Below are 20,483 nucleotides of genomic sequence, written 5' to 3' on the forward strand. Positions count from 1 at the left end.
CGGTAACGAAAAGGCCCACACCCGGCAACTACGCCAGGCCGCTCCCGTTAAGTCCGTACACCCGCGCCGCAGTGGCTGCGGTCTCGGACGCGACCTCTTCGGCGGGTCGGTCCAGCAACTCTGCGAGTGCCCGCACAGTGTATGGCAGGCAGTACGGCTCGTTCGGCGCCCCACGGAACGGGTGCGGGGTGAGAAACGGTGCGTCGGTCTCGACCAACAACTGACCCGGCGGGATCAACCGGGCGGCTTCACGCAGGTCAGCTGCATTCTTGAAACTCACGGTGCCCGAAAGGCTGAGCACCCAGCCCGCCTCGACACAGGTGTGGGCCATCTCCGGTCCCGACGAAAAACAGTGGAAGATCACTATCTCGGGGGCTCCTTCGGCGCGCAGCACGTCGAGAACCTCCGCATCGGCATCGCGATTGTGGATCATCAACGGCTTGCCGGTGCGCTTGGCCAGGTCGATGTGCCATGCGAAACCCTCGCGCTGCTCGGCCGGCGTCGCGCAGCCGTCCAGCCGGCCGGGCCAGTACAGGTCCATCCCGGTCTCACCGACCGCCACCACCCGCGGATGGACGGCCAACCGCTCCAGCTCGGCCCTGGCCGCGTCGTCGAGCACGTTGGCCCGGGTCGGATGCAGCGCCACCGCCCCGAAAACCCGCTCATCAGCGTCGACGGCCCTGGTCACCCAGCGCGCCGAATCCAGATCGTCGGCGATGGTGACCGCCTGGCCCACCCCGACGGCGGCCGCGCGGTCCATGATCGCGCGGACATCCTCAGCGGTCTGCGCACCGCAGGCGTCCAGATGGGTGTGTGCATCGACCAGCGGACCCAACGGCTCGGGGGCTGGCGGCTTCTCCCTGGCTGAGCGTTTCGAACCCACCGCAACACCATAAGGTGGGACCAAATGAGTGAGCCTTTCTACATAACTACGGCCATCGCCTATCCCAACGGTGCGCCGCACATCGGGCACGCCTACGAGTACATCGCCACCGATGCGATCGCCCGGTTCAAGCGTCTCGACGGCTTCGACGTGCGCTACCTGACCGGTACCGACGTCCACGGCCAGAAGATGGCCGAGACGGCCGCCGCCGAGGGCATCTCGGTGGCCGAGCTGGCCCATCGCAACTCCGATGTGTTCCAACGGCTGCAGGAGAAGCTCAACATCTCCTTCGACCGATTCATCCGCACCTCCGACGCCGACCACTATGAGGCGTCCAAGCAGATCTGGCGCGCGATGAACGAGGCCGGAGACATCTACCTGGGCACCTACTCGGGCTGGTACTCGGTGCGCGACGAGCGCTTCTTCGCCGAGGACGAGACCACCGAAGGCCCCGACGGCACGCGCACGGCGATCGAGACGGGCACCCCGGTCACCTGGACCGAGGAGCAGACCTACTTCTTCCGGTTGTCGGCCTACGCCGAGCGCCTGCTGGCCCACTACCAGGCCCACCCCGAGTTCATCGGACCCGATGTGCGCCGCAATGAGGTCGTCAGCTTCGTCTCGGGCGGGTTGAAGGATCTGTCGATCTCGCGGACCACGTTCGACTGGGGCGTGCCGGTCCCCGACCACCCCGACCACGTGATGTACGTGTGGGTGGACGCGTTGACCAACTACCTGACCGGCGTGGGATTTCCCGATGTGGAGTCGGAGTCCTTCGGCAAGTACTGGCCCGCGAAGCTGCACATGATCGGCAAGGACATCATCCGGTTCCACACCGTGTACTGGCCGGCGTTCCTGATGTCGGCCGGGATCGCGCTCCCCGAACGGGTTTTCGCGCACGGCTTCATCAATGTCAAGGGCGAGAAGATGAGCAAGTCGGTCGGCAATGTCGTCGATCCGATCGCGCTCGTGGACACCTTCGGCCTCGATCAGGTGCGCTACTTCTTCCTGCGCGAGGTGTCCTTCGGCCAGGACGGTAGCTACAGCGAGGAAGCCATCATCGGCCGGATCAACGCCGACCTGGCCAACGAGTTGGGCAACCTGGCGCAACGCTCACTGTCGATGGTGGCCAAGAACCTCGACGGGGTGGTGCCCGATCCCGGATCGTTCACCGACGACGACACCGCGCTGCTCGACGCCGCCGATGGCCTACTGGAGCAGGTGCGCGCGCATTACAACGTGCCGGCGATGCACCTTGCGCTGGAGGCGATCTGGTCGGTGCTGGGCGCGGCGAACCGCTACTTCTCCGCCCAGGAGCCATGGGTGCTGCGCAAGTCCGAGGATCCGGCCGACCAGCAGCGGTTCGGTACGGTGCTGTACACGACGCTCGAAGTGGTGCGGATCGCAACGCTGCTCACACAGCCGGTGATGCCGGACTCGACGGCCAAACTGCTCGACCTGCTGGGCCAGCCGACCGACGCACGCGACTTTGACTCGATTGGTACGCGGATCAAGCCCGGTACCGAACTGCCCGCTCCGACAGGGGTTTTCCCCCGCTACCAGATGGACTGAGATGGCTGGACTACACGAGAAACTGCAGGCGATCTATGAGGAGGTGGGACAGCGCAACGCCGGCGAGAAAGAGTTCCACCAGGCCGTCTACGAGGTGCTGACCAGCCTCGGTCCGGTCGTCGCCAAGCATCCCGAATACGCCGACGGCGCCATCATCCGCCGGCTGTGCGAGCCTGAGCGTCAGATCATCTTCCGGGTGCCGTGGCAGGACGATTCCGGTGCCTCACAGATCAGCCGAGGCTTCCGCGTCGAGTTCAATTCCGCCCTGGGACCGTTCAAGGGCGGGTTGCGGTTCCACCCTTCGGTCTACCTCGGCATCGTGAAGTTCCTCGGCTTCGAACAGATCTTCAAGAACTCGCTGACCGGTCTGCCGATCGGCGGCGGCAAGGGTGGTTCGGACTTCGACCCCAAGGGCCGCTCCGATGCCGAGATCATGCGGTTCTGCCAGTCCTTCATGACCGAGCTCTACCGCCACATCGGCGAGTACACCGATGTCCCGGCCGGTGACATCGGGGTCGGCATGCGCGAAATCGGTTACCTGTTCGGCCAATACAAGCGGATCACCAACCGCTACGAGTCCGGTGTGCTCACCGGCAAGGGCCTGACCTGGGGCGGATCGCAGGTCCGCACCGAAGCCACCGGCTACGGCACGGTGTTCTTCGTCGACGAGATCCTGCGGTCGAACGGACAGTCCTTCGACGGCAAGCAGGTCGTGGTGTCCGGTTCGGGCAACGTGGCGATCTACGCGATCGAGAAGGTGCACGCGCTCGGCGGCACCGTGGTGGCCTGCTCGGACTCCAGCGGCTACGTGCGTGACGACAAGGGCATCGACCTCGACCTGCTCAAAGAGGTCAAGGAACTGCGCCGGGGCCGTGTCGCGGACTATGCCGAGGCCCGCGGCGGCGCGACCGAGGTGGTGACGGGCCGCAGCGTGTGGGAGGTGCCGTGTGACATCGCGCTGCCCTGCGCCACCCAGAACGAGGTCTCCGGCGCCGACGCGGCCACGCTGATCAAGTCCGGCTGCCAGATCGTGGCCGAGGGCGCCAACATGCCCTGCACTCCCGAGGCGGTGAAGTTCTTCGAGGAGTCCGGGGTGAAGTTCGCCCCGGGGAAGGCCGCCAACGCCGGCGGGGTGGCCACAAGCGCCCTGGAGATGCAGCAGAACGCGTCGCGGGACTCGTGGAACTTCGATGACACCGAGGCGCGGTTGGCCGAGATCATGCGGCGTATCCATGACCGCTGCCTGGCCACCGCTGACGAGTACGGGCAGCCGGGCAATTACGTGGCGGGCGCCAACATCGCCGGTTTCATCCGGGTGGCCGACGCCATGCTGGCACTGGGCCTGGTGTAACAGGTCGCCGGGTGATGTGGCTCACATAACCTCGGTGCCTGTCACAAACTCGGACGGCGCGGTGTCTTGAGGGCATAAGCCTTCGAGAACAGGAGAAGCTCCGATGACCGAAACAACTGCGCAGAACACCCGAGTGGTCGTGATCGGCGGCGGTTACGCCGGGGTGCTGGCGGCCAACCGCCTGCAGGGGACACCGGGAGTGGCTGTCACGCTGGTCAATCCGCGGCCCGAGTTCGTCGAGCGGATCCGGCTGCACCAGCTGGCAGTCGGCAACCACGACGCCACCGCGGCCTACGACACATTGCTCGGCCCCGGGGTGCGGTTGCTGGTCGACGGTGCCGATCACATCGACGCCGACATCCGTCAGGTGCAGATGATCTCCGGCGAGGTGCTCGATTACGACTACCTGGTGTACGCCGTGGGCAGCACTGCCGGCGTGCCCGGCTCGGTGCCTGGTGCCGCCGAATTCGCTTACCCGCTTTCAGAATTGGAACAAGCCCAGCGGCTGCGCGCCCGGCTGCAGGACGTGCCGATGTCAGCACCGGTGGTCGTGGTCGGCGGTGGCCTGACGGGAATCGAGGCGGCCGCAGAGCTCGCCGAGGCGGGCCGTCAGGTCACCCTCGTCACCGATGTGGTGGGTGCCTCGGTGGGCGCGGGTGCCCGTCGCTCGATCGTCAAGGCCCTGACCAAGCTCGGTGTCTCGATCATCGACGGACCCGAGATCCTGGTGTCCGGGGTCGAGGCCGACGCGATCACCCTGGCCGACGGCAACCGGTTGCCCAGCGCGCTGACGGTGTGGACCACCGGATTCGGGGTCCCCGGGCTGGCCGCCGCGAGCGGGCTGCGCACCGACGAACTGGGGCGCCTGCTCACCGACGAGACATTGACGAGCATCGACGACGCGCGCATCGTGGCCGCCGGCGACGCGGCCTCACCCTCGGGGGTACCGCTGCGGATGAGCTGCCAGTCGGCGGGCCCGTTGGGCGTCCAGGCCGCCAACACCGTGCTGGCCCGCATCGCGGGCGCCGAGCCCGAGGTGATCAACCAGGCCTTCGCCGGTCAGTGCGTGAGCGTCGGCCGGAATGCCGGGACAGTGCAGCTGTGCCACTCGGATGACAGCCCGCGCCGCATCTTCATCGGCGGGCGCACGGGCGCCTTCGTCAAGGAGCAGGTGTGCCGGGCCACGCTGACGTTCCTGCGCAAGGAAGGTGTGAAGCCGGGATCGTACTTCTGGTTCAAGGGCGACAACCGGGCACGCCAGCTTGCCGAGGCACAGCTGGAGACCCCGGTCGGTGCGGACGCGAGGAGCAAGGGGAACCGATGAACACCACCGGCGCGGGTAGCTCGCACTCCAACTCGACCGAACACGCCGAACGGTTCACCCTCCTGCGACCGTTGTTGTTCACCATCGCGTACGAGATCCTCGGGACGGCAACGGAATCCGATGACGTGCTGCAGGAGAGTTACCTGCGCTGGGCCGAGGTGGATCTGGACACTGTCCGCGACACCAAGGCGTTCCTGGCCCAGCTCGTCACCCGCCAGTCGCTCAACGCTCTGCGGGCCCAGTCCCGGCGGCGCGAGGAGTACGTGGGGCCATGGCTGCCCGAACCGCTGCTGTTGACGGAGGGCACCGCCGGCGACCCTTCAATGGATGTGGTTCTGGCCGAATCGGTTTCAATGGCCATGCTGGTAGTGCTGGAGACCCTGACCCCCGACGAACGCGCCGTCTTCGTACTGCGTGAGGTGTTCGGTTTCAGCCACGACGAGATCGCCTCGGCCATCGACAAATCCGCGTCTGCAGTCCGGCAGATGGCACACCGGGCCCGCGAGCACGTGCAGTCCAGGCGCAAGCGGTTCGAGCCCGTCGACCTCGAAGAGTCCAACCGGGTCACCGAGGAATTCCTGACCGCGGCAGCCACCGGCGACATCGACGGGCTGCTGGCCTTGCTGGCGCCCGATGCGGTGTACACCGCTGACAGCGGCGGAAAGGCCACCGCGGCACGGCGGCCTGTCGTGGGCGCACAGAAGGTCGCGGCGATGCTCGTCGGCCTGTTCCGTGCGGGTGAGCGGATTCCGGGGCTGACCTTCGAGCGCATCACGTGCAATGGCGAGCCCGCGGTGATGATCCGCAGCGAGGCGGGGATGGAAGGGGTTTTCACCGTCGAGGTCATCGACGGCAAGATCACCCACTTCTACGCGATGCGCAACCCGGACAAGCTGACCGGCATCGACATCCCGCGGGTGATCAGCCGCTGACGCTTCCCGCCGAGCAGACACAGAATCGCACTATTTCGCCTGGAATAGTGCGATTTTGCGTCTGCTCGCGGGAGGAAGCAAGCTAGCTGCATGCGGATCGAGCGGCTCGGCGCGCTGGGCGACGCCCCGGCGGTGCTGCGCGGTGTCGCCGCGGCCGCCCGGGCCGCGGGGCAGCCGCCGCCGGCCGCGGTGATCGGCGACTGGTTCGGCTCGCGGGCGGTGATCGCGCCGTCGGTGTCGGTGGCGCCGGCGGCGCCGGACGCCTGCTTCGAAGTGCCCCAGGACACCTCGGGACCGCCGGGGTGTGTGGGTGGCGGCTGGTTCGGCTATCTCAGCTACCCGGACCCCGGCGCCGACGGCACTCCCCCGCGCATCCCGGTAGCTGCGGGCGGCTGGTCGGACTGCGTGCTGCGCCAAGCCGCCGACGGTCTGTGGTGGTTCGAAAGCCTCAGTGGCGCAGCACTTCCCGACTGGTTGCGGAACCTGCAGCCGACTGAGCCACATCCCTACAGCCTCAGTTGGACAGCCCCCGATCGCGGCGATCATCGCCGTGGCGTGTCCTCCTGCCTGGAGGCCATCGCGGCCGGTGAGGTGTACCAGGCCTGTGTGTGCACCAGATTCACCGGCCGCATCGCCGGAGGACCGATCGATTTCTTCACCGAGGCGGTGGCCCGGACCGCGCCGGCGCGCGCGGCGTATGTGGCCGGGGACTGGGGCGCGGTGGCCTCGCTGTCACCGGAGCTGTTCCTGCGCCGGGCGGGCAGCACGGTCACCTCCAGCCCCATCAAGGGCACACTGCCTTCCTCGGCCGATCCCGCCGCCCTGCTGGCCTCGGTCAAGGATGTCGCCGAGAACGTCATGATCGTCGACCTGGTGCGCAACGATCTGGGACGAGTGGCGACCACCGGTAGCGTGACGGTGCCCGAACTGCTCGCGGTACATCCGGCGCCCGGAGTCTGGCACCTGGTCTCGACCGTCACCGCCGAGGTACCCGCGCACGTGCCGACGAGCGCACTGCTCGACGCCACCTTCCCACCGGCGTCGGTGACCGGCACCCCCAAGCGCCGGGCCCGGCAACTGCTGCGGCAGTGGGAACCGGCACGACGAGGTATCTATTGCGGCACAGTCGGTTTCGCATCACCAGTGGCGGGCTGCGAGCTCAACGTGGCGATCCGCACCGTTGAGTTCGGTCCCGACGGGTCGGCGGTCCTCGGCGTGGGTGGCGGCATCACCGCCGATTCCGACGTCGACGCGGAATGGGAAGAGTGTCTGCACAAGGCCGCAAGCATTGTCGGAGCCCCGACTGTGGTAGCCAATCAGGTATGACCGAACTCCCCGATATTTCCGGTGCACTGAATGATTTCCCGGCCGACGCGCCGGTCCAGATGGTGAACCTGCTCAAGTTCAAGGAGCCGGACGGACTCGACAGCTATTTGCAGTACGGCGCCGGGGTCGCCCCGCTCCTGGAACGCGCCGGCGCGAAGGTCCGCTATGGCGGGTCCATGCCTGCGGTACTGCTCGGTGAAGAAGCCAAACCTTGGTGGGACGTGATTCTCATCGTCGAGTATCCGACGCCCGCCGCGTTTCTCGAGATGGTGACCAGTGAGGAGTACGCGGCCGTCCACGTGCATCGGGCAGCGGCACTGGAACGTGGTGAACTGATCGCGACGTCCAACTGGCCGCTCACCGCGTAGGTCTGGCCCGCAGCACGGCGTCGTAGAGCTCGCGCCGGGACGGCGCTCCCGGATTCGCCGCGATCACCTGCGCACAGGCGTCCTTGACCCGGGCCCCGTCGGCCACCAGTTCCTCGACCTCGGCCACCAGGGCAGGCAGTTCGACGGTCGGGGTGCCCCCGGCCAACACCACGGTGATCTCCCCCAGCACGCCGTCGGCGGCCCACTCGGCGAGCTCGGCCAGGCTGCCGCGACGGATCTCCTCGTGGGTCTTGGTCAGCTCACGACACACCACGGCGCGTCGCGCCGGACCCAACACGTCCACGGCATCACGCAGCGTCTCGGCCAGCCGGCGCGGGGATTCGAAGAACACGGTGGTGCGCGGTTCGGCAGCCAGGGTCTGCAGCCAGGCCAGCCGCGCGCCGTGCTTACGCGGCGCGAAGCCCTCGAAACAGAACCGGTCCGAGGCCAGTCCGGAGACCGCCAGCGCCGTCGTCACCGCGCTCGGGCCCGGCAGACAGCTGATCGGCCACCCTGCTTCTATGCAGGCCGCCACCAGGCGGTAGCCCGGATCGTTGATCAACGGCATCCCGGCGTCGCTGACCACGAGCACCGTCGCACCCGCCGCGATCTCGTCCACCAGTCCGGGCACGCGGCCCGCCTCGTTCTGGTCGAAGAAGCTCATGATCCGGCCCGCCGGCCGCACACCGAGCGCTTGCGCCAGCGCCCGCACACGCCGGGTGTCTTCGGCCGCGATGATGTCGGCGGTCTGCAGTGCCGTGATGAGGCGCGCAGAGGCATCGGAGGGCAGGCCCAGCGGCGTGGCGCCGATCAGTAGTTTGCCGGGTGTCACGACCGACAGCCTACGATCGCTTGCGTGACCGCCACCGCCACCGAATCGCCGACGGCTGGTCGCTCGGTCCCGTTGATCAGCCCCGCGCCGCTGATCCCGGCCCCCGATTTCGGGCCGATGGACCGGCTGCAGGGCTGGCTGATGACGGCCATCATCACCGCATTGGCAGCGATAAGCCGGTTCCTGAACCTGGGTTCGCCGACCGATGCCGGCACGCCGGTCTTCGACGAGAAGCACTACGCGCCGCAGGCCTGGCAGATGCTGCACAACCACGGTGTCGAGGACAATCCGGGCTACGGCCTCGTGGTGCATCCGCCGGTGGGCAAGCAACTGATCTCGATCGGCGAGGCGTTGTTCGGCTACAACGGACTGGGCTGGCGGTTCTCCGGGGCGCTGTGCGGTGTGGTGACCGTGCTGCTGGTGGTGCGGATCGCGCGCCGGATCAGCCGCTCCACCCTCGTCGGCGGTATCGCCGGGCTGTTGCTGATCGCCGACGGCGTCAGTTTCGTGTCGGCCCGCACGGCGCTGCTGGACGTGTTCCTCGTGATGTTCGTGGTCGCGGCGTTCGCCTGTCTGATGGTGGATCGCGACGACGTCCGCCGGCGCATGCACGTCGCGTTCATGGAGGGCCGCATCGCCGAGACGCCGTGGGGTCCGCGGCTGGGCGTGCGATGGTGGCGCTTCGGTGCGGGCGTGCTGCTCGGTCTGGCCTGTGCCACCAAGTGGTCGGGGTTGTACTTCGTGGCGTTCTTCGGCGTCATGACGCTCGTGCTCGATGCGATCGCGCGCAAGCAGTACCACGTGCCCGGGCCATGGCGAGGCATGCTGCGCCGCGACCTCGGGCCGGCCGCATACGTGTTCGGGTTCATTCCGTTCGCGGTGTACCTGGCGTCGTACGCGCCGTGGTTCGCCTCCGAAACCGGCGTCGACCGCCACGAGGTCGGCCAGTCGATCGGTGAGAACAGCATCATCCCGCTGCCGGACGCCCTGCGGTCGCTGTGGCACTACACCTATGCCGCCTACCGTTTCCATGCCGGGCTGACCAACGCCGACGGCAACCACCATCCGTGGGAATCCAAGCCGTGGACGTGGCCGATGTCGTTGCGTCCCGTGCTCTACGCGATCGACAACCACGATGTGGCCGGCTGCGGCACCCAGTCGTGTGTGAAAGCCGTGATGTTGGTGGGCACTCCGGCGATGTGGTTCATCGCGGTGCCCGTGCTCGGCTGGGCCTTGTGGCGCGCCGTGGTGCGCCGGGACTGGCGCTACGGCGTGGTGTTGGTCGGCTACTCGGCTGGCTACCTGCCCTGGTTCTTCGACATCGACCGGCAGATGTACTTCTTCTACGCCACGGTGATGGCGCCGTTCCTGGTGCTGGCGATCGCGCTGATCCTCGGCGACATCCTGTACCAGCCCAAGCAGAATCCCGAACGCCGAACGCTGGGCCTGCTGGTGGTGTGCTTCTACGTGGCGCTGGTGATCGCGAACTTCGCGTGGCTCTACCCGGTCTTGACGGGAATCCCGATTTCACAGTCCACCTGGAATCTGGAGATCTGGTTGCCCAGCTGGAGATAGGTGGCGGTAGGCCGTCTGGTCTTGACGCCGATTTCTACCGCTGGGCTGTGACTCGCGAAGTCCAGCCACCCTTGAGTAGAAACCGGCGATACACCCGGCCAAGGAATCCCTAAAGCAAGTCTCGTGCCGCCGGGCAGGACATACAGCGTGGCCCGCCACGGCCCGTACCCAACTCCGAGGCCTCGATCGGCAGCACTTCGATGCCCGAATCAGCCAGCCGGGCATTGGTTTCCGAGTTGCGCTCATAAGCCACCACCACACCCGGCGCCACGGCCAGGGTGTTGTTGCCGTCATCCCATTGCTCACGTTCAGCGGTGACCGGATCGAGCCCGGTGTCGATCACCCGGAGCTGCTCGATCCCCATCGCCTCGGCAGCCGCCGCCACGAAAGGCACCTCGTCGTCGATCCGGATGCCGGCCTCGGTGCGATGAATGGTGAACGCCGACAACGAGTCCACGATATTGGGATACATCACCACCGCGTCGACGTCGACCATGGTGCACACGGTGTCCAAGTGCATCTGCGCGCGCTCCTGCCGGATCGGGACCGCCAGCACGGTGTGGGCCAGGTCGTCGTCGAACAGGCTGCGCGCCAACGCCTCTGCTCCGGCCGGCGTGGTCCGCTCCCCCACGCCGACCGCCACCACCCCGGGCCCCAGCAGCAGCACGTCTCCACCTTCGACGGGCGCCGAACGGGATTCGTAGGCGCGCCGGACACCGAGAAACCGTGGATGATGGGCGTAGATCACGTCGGTCAGCGAGGTCTCACGGACCCGGGCCGGCAGCGCGAGCGAGGTGATGGCCACGCGCGGGCCGATCCAGAACGACGAATCGCGGGTGAACAGCAGATTGGGCAGCGGCTCGATCACGAAATCACCGCCGTGGTGCATGAGGCGTACCAGTGAGAGTTCGGCTCCGTGGAACGGCACCTCGTTGAAGGTCATCCCGGCCATCAGGATGTGCGCCAGATCAACCGGCGGTAGGGTGCGCAGGTAGGACGAAAGTTCTTGGGCCAGTGGCACGCCCAGGCGTCGCGCATCGACGGCGGCCGAGATGCCGTGCATTCGCGCGGCCCCACTGTGCGCCAGCGACTCCGTCAGCAGATCGGCCAGGAGCAACACCTCCACGCCACGGGAACGCAACACATCCGCGAACGCGTCGTGCTCACGTTGCGCCTTGGCCACCCACGGCAACCCGTCGAAGAGCAGGGCGTCGTTGTTACGGGGCGTCAACCGCTGCAACTCCGGGCCGGGCCGGTGCAGGATGACGGCGCGCAGGGTGCCGACCTCAGAGTTGGAACCGAACACCGCAGTCTCCACCTCATGACGTTAACTCAACTATGGTTGAGGTGTATGGAGACGCACGAGTTAACTCCTGGCGAGATGTCGCTGCGCAGCGGCGTGGCGGTGTCCGCACTGCACTTCTACGAGCGCGAGGGCTTAATCGCCAGTCGCCGCACCTCAGGAAACCAGCGGCGCTACGCGCGCGAGACACTGCGCCGCGTGGCCTTCATCCGGATGTCGCAGCGCCTGGGCATACCGCTGGCCCGCATCCGCGAGGCACTGTCCAGCCTGCCCGACGACCGGATCCCGACCAGCAAGGACTGGGCCAGGCTCTCGGCCGGTTGGCGTCAGGACCTCGACGACCGCATCCTGCACCTGCAACGGCTGCGCGACAACCTGACCGGATGCATCGGCTGCGGCTGCCTGAGCCTCAAGACCTGCCAGCTGACCAACCCCGGCGACGTCCTCGCCGAGCGCGGGCCGGGCGCCTCCCGCCTCTAACGCACTCGAACGTCTGTGCGATACACTCGCGCGCATGGAGCTGGCGTTGCAAGGCTCACTGTTCGAGCACGCTGAACGTCGTCGACTCGGCAACGGCGCCTGGGTGGAACTGCGGTCGGGCTGGTTGCCCGATGCCGACTCGCTGTTCGAGGAGTTGATGGACGAGATCCCGTGGCGATCCGAGGAACGTGAGATGTATGACCGGGTGGTGGCCGTGCCACGGCTGGTCAGCTTTCACCACCTGATCAACGAGCCGGTGCCGCACCCTCGCCTGAAACAAATCCGACGCAGACTCAATGACACCTTCGGTGGTGAGCTCGGAGAACCGTTCACCACCGCCGGGCTGTGCCTGTACCGCGACGGCAATGACAGTGTCGCCTGGCACGGTGACACCATCGGCCGCAGCCGCACCGAGGACACCATGGTGGCCATCGTCGGGCTCGGGGCGACAAGGGTTTTCGCGTTGCGCCCGCGCGGTGGCGGTCATGCCCTGCGGCTGCAGCACCGCCACGGCGATCTGTTGGTGATGGGCGGATCGTGCCAGCGCACCTGGGAGCATTCGATACCGAAGACCACCAGCCTGGTCGGGCCGCGCATCAGCATCCAGTTCCGTCCGCACGACGTGCGCTGAAGCTCACGAGCCTCTTACATCGGCGACGGCGGCGCTGAGCAGGTCACGAGCCCGCTTGTCATCTACCCGCGACACCGGCTTGCCCGGCTCCACCAACGGGTTGGCGGTGACGATCACCATGAAAGTGTCGAAACTGGCGACGTAGTTGTACAACTCTCCGGTGCGCGCGTGGCCGCCCATCACGGTCTGCACGATGCGGTGTGTCCCGGTGGTGCGCGCCCCTTCGATCTGCGGGGCCTCGACCACGTCCACCTGCCCGCGGACCGCGGGGCCCAGGAACTTCACCTTTTTGCAGGCATCATCGGGGTCGTTCACCGGGACCGGTTCGGAGGTCTCCACGGCCAGCACGATGAACCGGTTGCCCGCGCCTTCGGCCGTGGTCGCGGCCATGTTGCCTTTCAGCCCCTCCGGAAACGACTGCCCTTCGGCGAATTTCGCACAATCGGCAGGGTCAACCTTCACCCCGGGCGGCATCTTGTGCGGCGCCAACATTTTCGGGTCGATCCCGGTGGGCGCCACATCGGTCACCTTGAATTCCGGGCCGAAGGTGGAGCGCACCTTGGCGACGTTGGCGATGTCCGCGTGGGCGGAATCCGACTGGTCCGATTGACCGCAAGCGACCAATCCGGTGGCGCAGGCGAGGACGCCGGCGCAGGCGAGTAACACGTTGCGGTTCCACATCGCACGTCAACTTACCCGGCTCCGCCGACTCAGCCGCGTAACGCCGAAACAGTTTTTACCAGCAGTCCGGTGGCGAACGCGGGCTCGAGCCGAGGATTCGGCGAGCCGGGGTCGGTGACCACGCTGACGAACACGTAATAGCCGTCGGCGAGATCCGCGGTGAACGTGTCGGCGTGGGATCGGGTTTCGGTGCCGCCTTCGACGATCGTGGCGACGGCGGTGGACATGCCGGCGGTTTCGGCATCCTCGATCGGTGGAGCAGCGACGGCGGTGACCGTGCCGACAGAATGGCCACCCGACACACTCCACTGCTCACACGGTGGGTCATCGCGGTCCGCGGGCACACCCGGGCCCAGCTTCGATACGCCCGCGTACACGATGCCGCCCGGCCCGGAGGCCGACCAACCCCGGGTCGGCTCGACTTCGCGGGCCGCCAGCTGCCCGCATTCCTCCGGGTCGGCCGTCCAGTCCCGGCCGAAACCCCACAGCGATATCGGGGTGGCTTCGGGCGCGATGGACACCACCTCATAGCCGGGCGGCAGGTCCTGACGTACCCGTTCGATGCGTGCCGGGTTGACCGTCACGGAGCTGCCCGCGGTCCGGGACGCTGACGATGTCCGCACCGATTCTGGCGCCGGCCGCGGCCCGCACGCCACCCCGCAGACCAGGGTGCACGTCAGCAGGACCGCCGGGACGGCGAAAGGGTGCACGGCGTTTTGATACCACAGTCGGCCAACGGCTGAGGCTGCCCCGCCCGAGCGGCCGGAACATTTCACTGCGCAAGAGTCGCGGCGCCGGACTGCGCCTTCTTCCAGCTATCGGCCGGCGGAGCGCTTATCGTGCCACTCAGTTGCGCCTCACCCGGGCGTTTGAACCGATGGGAGACCGATGAGCACGTCAATGAGGGCCGGTGGACTCGTCGTCGCCGCCGTCGCGCTCGGGGTCATGTTGACCGGCTGCGGCGGCAAGACGGTGTCGGGCACCGCGACCGAGCCGACCGGCAGCAGCCAGACAAGTACCGAGCCGACGAAAACCACGGCGGCCGAAACAGACACGCCGACGGCAGGGCACCAGTACACGATCGTCGACTACGTCCGCGACAACAACATCACCGAAACGCCGGTACACCGCGGCGATCCGGGCACACCCACCCTTGACATGCCGATTCCCGAGGGATGGACGGATGCGGGCTCGTCGATACCCGAATGGGCCTGGGGCGCAATCGTGTCCACCGATCCGGCGTTCGCCGCGGATCCACCGTCGATCATCGCGCTGATGTCCAAGCTGACCGGCGACGTTGACCCGGCCAAGATCCTGGAATACGCCCCGAACGAGATCAGGAACATGCCGGGCTACCAGAACCAGGGCGACGGATCGGCCGACGAACTCAGCGGATTCGACGCGTATCAGATCGGCGGCACCTGGGTGAAAGACGGCGCCACCCGGTTGATCGCTCAGAAAACCGTGGTGATCCCCGCCGACGACGGTCTGTTCGTGCTGCAGTTGAACGCCGATGGCACCGAGGAACAGATGGGCCCGTTGATGGACGCGACCGCGGCCATCGACGATCAGACGGTCATCACGCCGTAGCCGGCCGACGCGAGAAGGCCGACGCGGCGGCCACTTGCTCACGCGTGGGCCGCACACCGGTGTAGCGCTCGAATTGTTCTGCGGCCTGCAGCGCGATCACCTCGGCGCCGGTGATCACCGGCAGGCCCGCGGCCCTGGCCGCGGTGATCATTGGGGTCTCGGCGGGCACGGCCACCACATCGAGCACTGCAGCCGCAGCCTCGATCGTGGCCGGCTCGAAGGCGCTGCGGTCCTCGTCGGGCCCACCGGCCATACCGATCGGGGTGACGTTGACCAGGATCGGTGCCGTCAATGTGCCCACCTCGGTCGCATAGTCGTAGCCGAGTCTCTCGGCCAGTACCCGGCCGGCTCCGGCATTGCGCGCGACAACGGTTCCCCGGAGAAATCCCTTGTCCCGCAAGGCTGCCCCGACCGCCTTGGCCATACCGCCGCTGCCCCGGATCAGCACCGCATCACCCGGATCCAACCGTTCGACGAGTTGTTGCACCGCCAGGTAGTCGGTGTTGGAGGCGACGAGGTGGCCGCCGGGGGTCGACAAGTCGTTGACGATCGTGTTGACCGCGTCGATCGCGAGCGCCGACGGTTCGATCTCGTCGACGAGGGCCATGACGTCCTTCTTGAACGGCATGGATACCGAGCAGCCGCGGATACCCAGAGCCCGCACGCCGCCGATCGCCGCAGCGATATCGGTTGTGGTGAAAGCCTTGTAGAGGTAATCCAAGCCGAGTTCGTCATAGAGATAGTTGTGAAAACGGGTCCCGATGTTGCTGGGCCGGGCGGCCAGCGATATGCACACCCGCGTGTCCTTGTTCAGTGGTGGCCTTCGGCCACGGGCGGTCTCCGGAGGCACACTCACTGGCTCACCGCCCGGATCACCTGACGCGTCGCATCCCGGATCTTCGCAGCCAATTCGGGTTCCAGGCTCAGCGTGTCGACAGGGGGCACCGCGACGTTCGTGAGCACCACGCCCAGATCTTCACGCTCCCACACCGCCCCAAGCCGGTCCAGGATGCGCCTCATGGCGTAGTTGTCGCTGAGCACCCGTGCGGTGAAACGTTGAATACCAAGGTAATTCGCCGCCACCACCAGTGCGTCCATCAGGAAGGTACCGATACCGCGGCCCTGGTAATCGTCGCCGACGGTGAACGCCACCTCCGCCGTGGTCGCATCGTGGCCCTCGCGGACCACGCGCGCGTCGGCCACGACCGGCCCCAGCGCCCCCTCGGTCATCACCCAGACGAAATGGTCCGCATAGTCGACCTCGAACAGATACTCCAACAGCGCCTTGGTCGGCTTACGCACAGATTGGAACCGCCGGTAGAGCGTCTCGCTGGAGAACTCGACCGGCCCGTTCAAGGTGCGCTCGACGTCGCCGGGCAGCACGGGCCGTAGGTAGAGCCAGTCGCCATTGCGCATCTGCACCGGGATGGGCGTGATGAACCCGGCCAGCCGCTGGCGGGCGATGCGGACCAGACGGTCGAACATGCCCGGCAGATGCAGGATGACCTCGAACGCGTCACGGTCACCCACCCACCCGGACACCGGTTCGAGGGCAGTCACCGTGGCGGTGCGCGCCGTATCGCGCAGCAGCGCGATCTCACCGATGATCAGGCCGGGTTCCAGGTCCGCCACCACGGACTGCCCGTCGGGCCCGGCGTGGACCGCCCGGGTTCGCCCGGAGGCGATCAGCATGAACGTCAGGGCCGGATCGCCCTGCCGGATCAGTACCTGCCCGGGCGCTGCCGACATCGGCCGCAGCAGGGCCGTCAGCGGCGCCAGCACGGACGGCCGACATCCGGCGAAGAATTCCAGTGCCGCCAGGTCGTCGGCACTGATCTCGGTCAGATCGGCCACGATCCCAGGCTACGGCGCCGCCGCGGGCTCGGTCAGGGCTTGGCGAATCCGGCCTTGGCGAGTGCTTTTTGGCCCGCAGCACCGGTCACCAGGTCGACGAAACGCTGCGCCAACTGCGTGTCGCCGGACTCTTTCAGCACGGCGATGGGATAGGTGTTGACGGCCTGGGCGGCTTCGGGGACGGCAACACTGGTGACCTTGTCTCCGGCCCCGGCGGCGTCGGTGACGTACACCAGCCCGGCGTCGGCCTGGCCGCTGGTCACCTTGCCCAGCACGTCGGTGACCGAGGTCTCCTCACTCACCGGGTCCAGCGTCACCCCGGTGGCCTTCTCGACCTTCTCGGTCGCGCCACCGCACGGGACGACAGGTGCGCACACCACGACGTTGAGGCCCGGTGTGGCCAGATCGGCGAAGGACTTGATGCCCTTGGGATTTCCCGGTGCGACGACGATGGTCAACGTGTTGGTGGCGAAGTCGACCGGGCCACCCTCGACGAGGCCCGCGGCCACCGCCTTGTCCATGTTCCGGGCGTCGGCCGAGGCGAAGACGTCGGCGTCGGCGCCCTGAGTGAGCTGGGTGACCAGGGCAGAGGACCCCGCGAACGAGAACTCCACCGAGCTGCCGGGGTTGTCGGTCTCGAATTGCTCGCCGATCTCGGTGAACGCCGATTCCAGCGAGGCCGCGGCGAACACCGTGATCGAGCCGCCCTCGGTGGTGGAGGGCGACCCGGTGCCGTCGGACGAGGTGCAGCCGGCGATCACAGTGGCCACGACCACGGCACTGAACGCCGTCGCGAGCATGCGGACTAGGTTCACGATTGTCCCTTCGGGTTTCCGCGGTCACGATCGAGTGCGAGCGTATCGACGCCGGTACGGCCCGGTCACACCGAGAAGCGGATGGTGGCGAGCTCAAGGGCCTTGCCCTCGAGCCGTTGACCCAGATAGATCTCGGCCTGGATCAGCCGCTCGCAGTGCCAGCGGATGTCCTCGGCATGCTCGCGAGACGCCGTGTAGCGCACCGCCATTGTGCTCACGTCGATGCGTCGGGTGTCGCTCACCCGGAGGTTCTCGGACACCCGGAACCCGTCTTCCTCGGCAGCCGTGATGGCCTCAAGCACCTGGCCCACAGCCAACCGGATGTCACGGCATCCGTTCTCGGCGATCTCGGAGGCTTCACGCTGAATGTCGCCCTGCTTGCGGACCACCGCTGCGTCGGCACCGACCTGCTCGCCGGCGACTTCACTGGCGGTACCCGACCATTCCGCCCCGCCGGGTGCACACACGTTCTGCCGATGCCACTCGAACAATTCCTCGGACTCGGCCGCCAACTGCCGCCAGCGCGCGGCAGCGTCCGCGAGATACGTTGTGTCCCAACTCTCCAACTGAGAGCGAGTCAGCGCTCCACCCAACGGACCGGCAGCTGGTACGTCATTCACATCAACTCCGCCAGACCTCCGGCGTGTTGTTCATCGACCGCGCCGTATCGATGTGCGGCCGCCGACAGGTATCCCGCCTGCGTTCTGACGCGACCCGACTGAGAGGCCCGCGCGGTAATCACCGCGTCGTCCATCGCCGCGACACCGGTGCTGCTCGGGTAGCTCCCGGCGTCCGGGCGCGCGGGTGGCACCCCCAATTCGGCAGCGATCACCTCGCTGCTAGTGGCCCCCGCTCGAAGCGCCCCCGGGTCCACTCTCAGATCGTTTGCCATAGCAATCCCCCAACTGGCCAATCTGTTCCCCAAGGCTAACGGAATTGGCTGGGTTGAGCCCAGGGGCTGAGCAAGTATGCCATTGCGAACTGGCGCCGACCAAGAGCGGGTTTGTCGCCGTCCGGCCACCTGGCGGCCATCAACCGGCCGTCCTCAAGCACTCACTGAGACTGAGGACTTGGCCAGTAATGAAGCTGGCACCGTCAGAGGCCGAGAACAGCACCGCTTTGGCGACCTCGTCAGGATCCGCGTCCCGACGGGCCGGGATGACTCAGATCGGCCCGTCGCGCACCTTGGCCGGAAGCGAATCGGACAGCGAGGTGTCGGCCGGTCCAGGGCAAACCCGGTTGACGTTGATCTGATGGCCGGCCACCTCACGCGGGAGCGACCTGATCAAGGCGATCAAGCCACCGTTGGTGCCGACGTAGACCGCCTCTCCCGGACTGCGCACTCGCACCGCATCGCTGGCAATGCCGGCGATCTTTGCCATATCGCCATCGGTGGGGATCATTTCGAGTAGGGCGTGGGTGAATGTCTCGGCGTGTTACCACACACGGACAGATCTGATTTCAACCACTCGGTCGATAATTGACTCAATGGTCGAACACTCATAGGTTCGGTTGAACAGTTATGTGCCCGACAGGAGGGACACTCCCCCATGGATTTCGCTGACTACCAGCAGCTGACGCTGACCCGGCGGGACAACGGCGTCCTCCTGATCACGCTGAACCGGCCGGAGAAGTACAACGCCGCCGACGAGGGCATGCACACCGAGCTCGCCAACATCTGGAAGGACGTCGCGGCCGACCCGCAGACCCGGGTCGCGGTGATCACCGGTGCCGGCAAGGCTTTCAGCGCGGGCGGTGACCTGGCCATGGTGGAACGCATGGCGGGCGACTACGACCGGGTCTCACACATGCTCACCGAGATGAGCGACCTGGTCTACAACATGATCAACTGCGACAAGCCGATCGTGTCCGCGATCAACGGCGTCGCGGTCGGGGCAGGGGCGGTTGCCGCCCTACTGGCCGACATCGCGATCATTGCCGAGGACGCCCGGATCGGCGACGGACACGTCAAGCTCGGTGTGGCCGCCGGCGACCATGCCGCCATCATCTGGCCACTGCTGGCCGGAACGGCCAAGGCCAAGTATTACTTGATGACCGGCGAGATGATCGACGGTGTCGAAGCCGAGCGGATCGGGATGGTCGCCAAAGCCCTTCCGCGCGAGGAGGTTCTGGATGAGGCATTGCGAATCGCCGACAATCTGGCCACCAGCGCCCAACAGGCGGTCCGACTGACCAAGCGTGCGCTCAACAACTGGCTGCGCACTGCGGGGCCGATCTTCGACCAGTCCGCGGCCTACGAGATGTTGACCTTCCTGGGACCCGACGTGATGGAGGGCTACACCGCGCTGCGCGAAAAGCGCACGCCACACTTCCCGTCGGCGCAGCCGGAGAAAGATCAGTAGAACAGGCACAACGCACGGTCGACAATCGCACCACGCAACTCGGCGCGACCGTGCATACCCGGCCCGATCCATACCGAGGACTGGTTGAGGATGCCGTGCAGGCACTGCAACGCGACATTGATGTCAGGACAGGTGAATTCGCCTGCGGCGACGCCGCGTTTCACCACCCTGCGGAACACCGCGTCGTGGCGGCGCCGCATGTCCTTGATCGGCTCGTCGAAGGCCTCGGGCCAGCCGCGGGGCCAGGAGAACAACGTGGCCACTTCAGGCGCGGTTTCGGTGAGGATGCGGATCTGTTCGTCGATCAGGGTCGCGAGGTGCTCACGCGGGCCGACGTCTCCCAGGGCCTCCTCGCGCGCGGTCAGCCGCTGCAGGACTTGCCGGGTGAGAGTCTCCAACGCTGCGGCCACCAGCACGTCCTTCGACGAAAAGTAGTGGTAGAGCGTGGCCTTGGCGATGTCGGTCTGCTCGGCGACCTCTTCGAGGCTCATCCCCTGATAGCCGGACTCGGTCAGGATGCGGGTGGCCGTCTGGACGATCTCGGCCTTACGCCGGTCACGACGGCGCGCCACGCGACTGACGCCCGCGGGCTGATCGACCACG

22 protein-coding genes and 1 pseudogene are annotated in these 20,483 nt (G+C 66.9%); 11 read left to right on the top strand and 12 right to left on the bottom strand.

Translation table 11 applies throughout. From position 1 onward, the window contains the following. Positions 1-28 precede the first annotated feature (28 nt). Positions 29-883, bottom strand: coding sequence for a TatD family hydrolase (locus tag BKG60_RS16380; protein ID WP_070944570.1), 855 nt, complete (start codon positions 881-883; stop codon positions 29-31). Positions 884-907: 24 nt separating this feature from the next. Here BKG60_RS16380 and metG point away from each other — a divergent pair, with 24 nt between their 5' ends. The 6 genes from metG to BKG60_RS16410 all read left to right on the top strand — a co-directional run bounded on the left by metG (position 908) and on the right by BKG60_RS16410 (position 7,756). Then, entirely contained in the window at positions 908-2,455 is a 1,548-nt protein-coding gene (metG, locus tag BKG60_RS16385) for a methionine--tRNA ligase (protein ID WP_070944569.1), read from the top strand. Between the two features lies 1 nt (position 2,456). Continuing rightward, positions 2,457-3,806: an NADP-specific glutamate dehydrogenase gene (gene gdhA / locus BKG60_RS16390; protein ID WP_070944568.1), complete on the top strand. Its 1,350-nt coding sequence runs from the start codon at positions 2,457-2,459 to the stop codon at positions 3,804-3,806. Positions 3,807-3,909: 103 nt separating this feature from the next. Further along, positions 3,910-5,130, top strand: a complete 1,221-nt coding sequence (locus BKG60_RS16395; RefSeq protein WP_070944567.1) for an NAD(P)/FAD-dependent oxidoreductase — start codon at positions 3,910-3,912, stop codon at positions 5,128-5,130. Further along, positions 5,127-6,062 (top strand): RNA polymerase sigma-70 factor, encoded by a 936-nt coding sequence (locus BKG60_RS16400; RefSeq protein ID WP_070944566.1) that lies wholly within the window; start codon positions 5,127-5,129, stop codon positions 6,060-6,062. The genes BKG60_RS16395 and BKG60_RS16400 overlap by 4 nt, the downstream gene beginning before the upstream one ends. A gap of 90 nt (positions 6,063-6,152) precedes the next feature. Next, positions 6,153-7,388: an aminodeoxychorismate synthase component I gene (locus BKG60_RS16405; protein WP_070944565.1), complete on the top strand. Its 1,236-nt coding sequence runs from the start codon at positions 6,153-6,155 to the stop codon at positions 7,386-7,388. Then, positions 7,385-7,756 carry a DUF1330 domain-containing protein gene (locus tag BKG60_RS16410; protein WP_070944564.1) on the top strand — a complete coding sequence of 124 codons (372 nt, stop codon included), beginning with the start codon at positions 7,385-7,387 and terminating at the stop codon, positions 7,754-7,756. The genes BKG60_RS16405 and BKG60_RS16410 overlap by 4 nt, the downstream gene beginning before the upstream one ends. Here BKG60_RS16410 and rsmI read toward each other — a convergent pair. Beyond that, positions 7,746-8,588, bottom strand: a complete 843-nt coding sequence (gene rsmI, locus BKG60_RS16415; protein WP_070944563.1) for a 16S rRNA (cytidine(1402)-2'-O)-methyltransferase — start codon at positions 8,586-8,588, stop codon at positions 7,746-7,748. The genes BKG60_RS16410 and rsmI overlap by 11 nt on opposite strands. Positions 8,589-8,705: 117 nt before the next feature. On the opposite strand from rsmI, the gene BKG60_RS16420 reads away from it, so the two are divergent. After that, the gene (locus BKG60_RS16420; RefSeq protein WP_207549559.1) at positions 8,706-10,163 is read left to right on the top strand and encodes a dolichyl-phosphate-mannose--protein mannosyltransferase; all 1,458 of its coding nucleotides are present in this window, start codon (positions 8,706-8,708) and stop codon (positions 10,161-10,163) included. 109 nt (positions 10,164-10,272) lie between these two features. On the opposite strand, the gene arcA is transcribed toward BKG60_RS16420, so the two are convergent. Beyond that, positions 10,273-11,469: an arginine deiminase gene (gene arcA, locus BKG60_RS16425; RefSeq protein WP_075909798.1), complete on the bottom strand. Its 1,197-nt coding sequence runs from the start codon at positions 11,467-11,469 to the stop codon at positions 10,273-10,275. Between the two features lie 45 nt (positions 11,470-11,514). On the opposite strand from arcA, the gene soxR reads away from it, so the two are divergent. Both soxR and BKG60_RS16435 read left to right on the top strand, forming a co-directional pair. Beyond that, complete coding sequence (soxR, locus tag BKG60_RS16430) at positions 11,515-11,946, top strand: redox-sensitive transcriptional activator SoxR (protein ID WP_070944560.1); 432 nt, start codon at positions 11,515-11,517, stop codon at positions 11,944-11,946. A gap of 34 nt (positions 11,947-11,980) precedes the next feature. Next, positions 11,981-12,577, top strand: coding sequence for an alpha-ketoglutarate-dependent dioxygenase AlkB (locus tag BKG60_RS16435; protein ID WP_070184843.1), 597 nt, complete (start codon positions 11,981-11,983; stop codon positions 12,575-12,577). Between the two features lie 3 nt (positions 12,578-12,580). On the opposite strand, the gene BKG60_RS16440 is transcribed toward BKG60_RS16435, so the two are convergent. Both BKG60_RS16440 and BKG60_RS16445 read right to left on the bottom strand, forming a co-directional pair. Further along, positions 12,581-13,258 carry a DUF5642 family protein gene (locus BKG60_RS16440; protein ID WP_070184844.1) on the bottom strand — a complete coding sequence of 226 codons (678 nt, stop codon included), beginning with the start codon at positions 13,256-13,258 and terminating at the stop codon, positions 12,581-12,583. Positions 13,259-13,287: 29 nt separating this feature from the next. After that, positions 13,288-13,968, bottom strand: a complete 681-nt coding sequence (locus BKG60_RS16445) for a DUF5642 family protein (RefSeq protein ID WP_070944559.1) — start codon at positions 13,966-13,968, stop codon at positions 13,288-13,290. Positions 13,969-14,146: 178 nt separating this feature from the next. Between BKG60_RS16445 and lpqN the strand changes: the two genes are divergently transcribed. Next, the gene (lpqN, locus tag BKG60_RS16450) at positions 14,147-14,848 is read left to right on the top strand and encodes an envelope biogenesis lipoprotein LpqN (protein ID WP_070944558.1); all 702 of its coding nucleotides are present in this window, start codon (positions 14,147-14,149) and stop codon (positions 14,846-14,848) included. On the opposite strand, the gene BKG60_RS16455 is transcribed toward lpqN, so the two are convergent. The 6 genes and pseudogenes from BKG60_RS16455 to BKG60_RS31480 form a co-directional block, all read right to left on the bottom strand. Beyond that, on the bottom strand, positions 14,838-15,704 hold the full coding sequence (locus BKG60_RS16455; protein ID WP_083339229.1) for a shikimate 5-dehydrogenase: 867 nt from the start codon (positions 15,702-15,704) through the stop codon (positions 14,838-14,840). The two genes, lpqN and BKG60_RS16455, sit on opposite strands and share 11 nt — an antisense overlap. Then, the gene (locus BKG60_RS16460) at positions 15,701-16,702 is read right to left on the bottom strand and encodes a GNAT family N-acetyltransferase (RefSeq protein WP_070944556.1); all 1,002 of its coding nucleotides are present in this window, start codon (positions 16,700-16,702) and stop codon (positions 15,701-15,703) included. Before BKG60_RS16460 ends, BKG60_RS16455 begins: the two co-directional genes overlap by 4 nt. 32 nt (positions 16,703-16,734) lie before the next feature. Next, a complete protein-coding gene (modA, locus tag BKG60_RS16465) occupies positions 16,735-17,502 on the bottom strand; it encodes a molybdate ABC transporter substrate-binding protein (protein WP_070944555.1) in 768 nt (255 codons plus the stop codon). 80 nt (positions 17,503-17,582) lie between these two features. After that, the gene (locus BKG60_RS16470) at positions 17,583-18,137 is read right to left on the bottom strand and encodes a hypothetical protein (RefSeq protein ID WP_070944554.1); all 555 of its coding nucleotides are present in this window, start codon (positions 18,135-18,137) and stop codon (positions 17,583-17,585) included. Continuing rightward, positions 18,134-18,349: a hypothetical protein gene (locus tag BKG60_RS16475; RefSeq protein WP_070944553.1), complete on the bottom strand. Its 216-nt coding sequence runs from the start codon at positions 18,347-18,349 to the stop codon at positions 18,134-18,136. Before BKG60_RS16475 ends, BKG60_RS16470 begins: the two co-directional genes overlap by 4 nt. 199 nt (positions 18,350-18,548) lie before the next feature. Next, positions 18,549-18,923: pseudogene (locus BKG60_RS31480) on the bottom strand (SDR family oxidoreductase); the annotation flags it as partial. 144 nt (positions 18,924-19,067) lie between these two features. On the opposite strand from BKG60_RS31480, the gene BKG60_RS16490 reads away from it, so the two are divergent. After that, positions 19,068-19,880: an enoyl-CoA hydratase/isomerase family protein gene (locus BKG60_RS16490; RefSeq protein ID WP_070944551.1), complete on the top strand. Its 813-nt coding sequence runs from the start codon at positions 19,068-19,070 to the stop codon at positions 19,878-19,880. Here the strand turns inward: BKG60_RS16490 and BKG60_RS16495 are convergent. Continuing rightward, complete coding sequence (locus BKG60_RS16495) at positions 19,874-20,482, bottom strand: TetR/AcrR family transcriptional regulator (RefSeq protein ID WP_070944550.1); 609 nt, start codon at positions 20,480-20,482, stop codon at positions 19,874-19,876. The two genes, BKG60_RS16490 and BKG60_RS16495, sit on opposite strands and share 7 nt — an antisense overlap. Position 20,483 lies beyond the last annotated feature (1 nt).

The organism is Mycobacterium syngnathidarum (assembly GCF_001942625.1).
GTDB lineage: Bacteria > Actinomycetota > Actinomycetes > Mycobacteriales > Mycobacteriaceae > Mycobacterium > Mycobacterium syngnathidarum.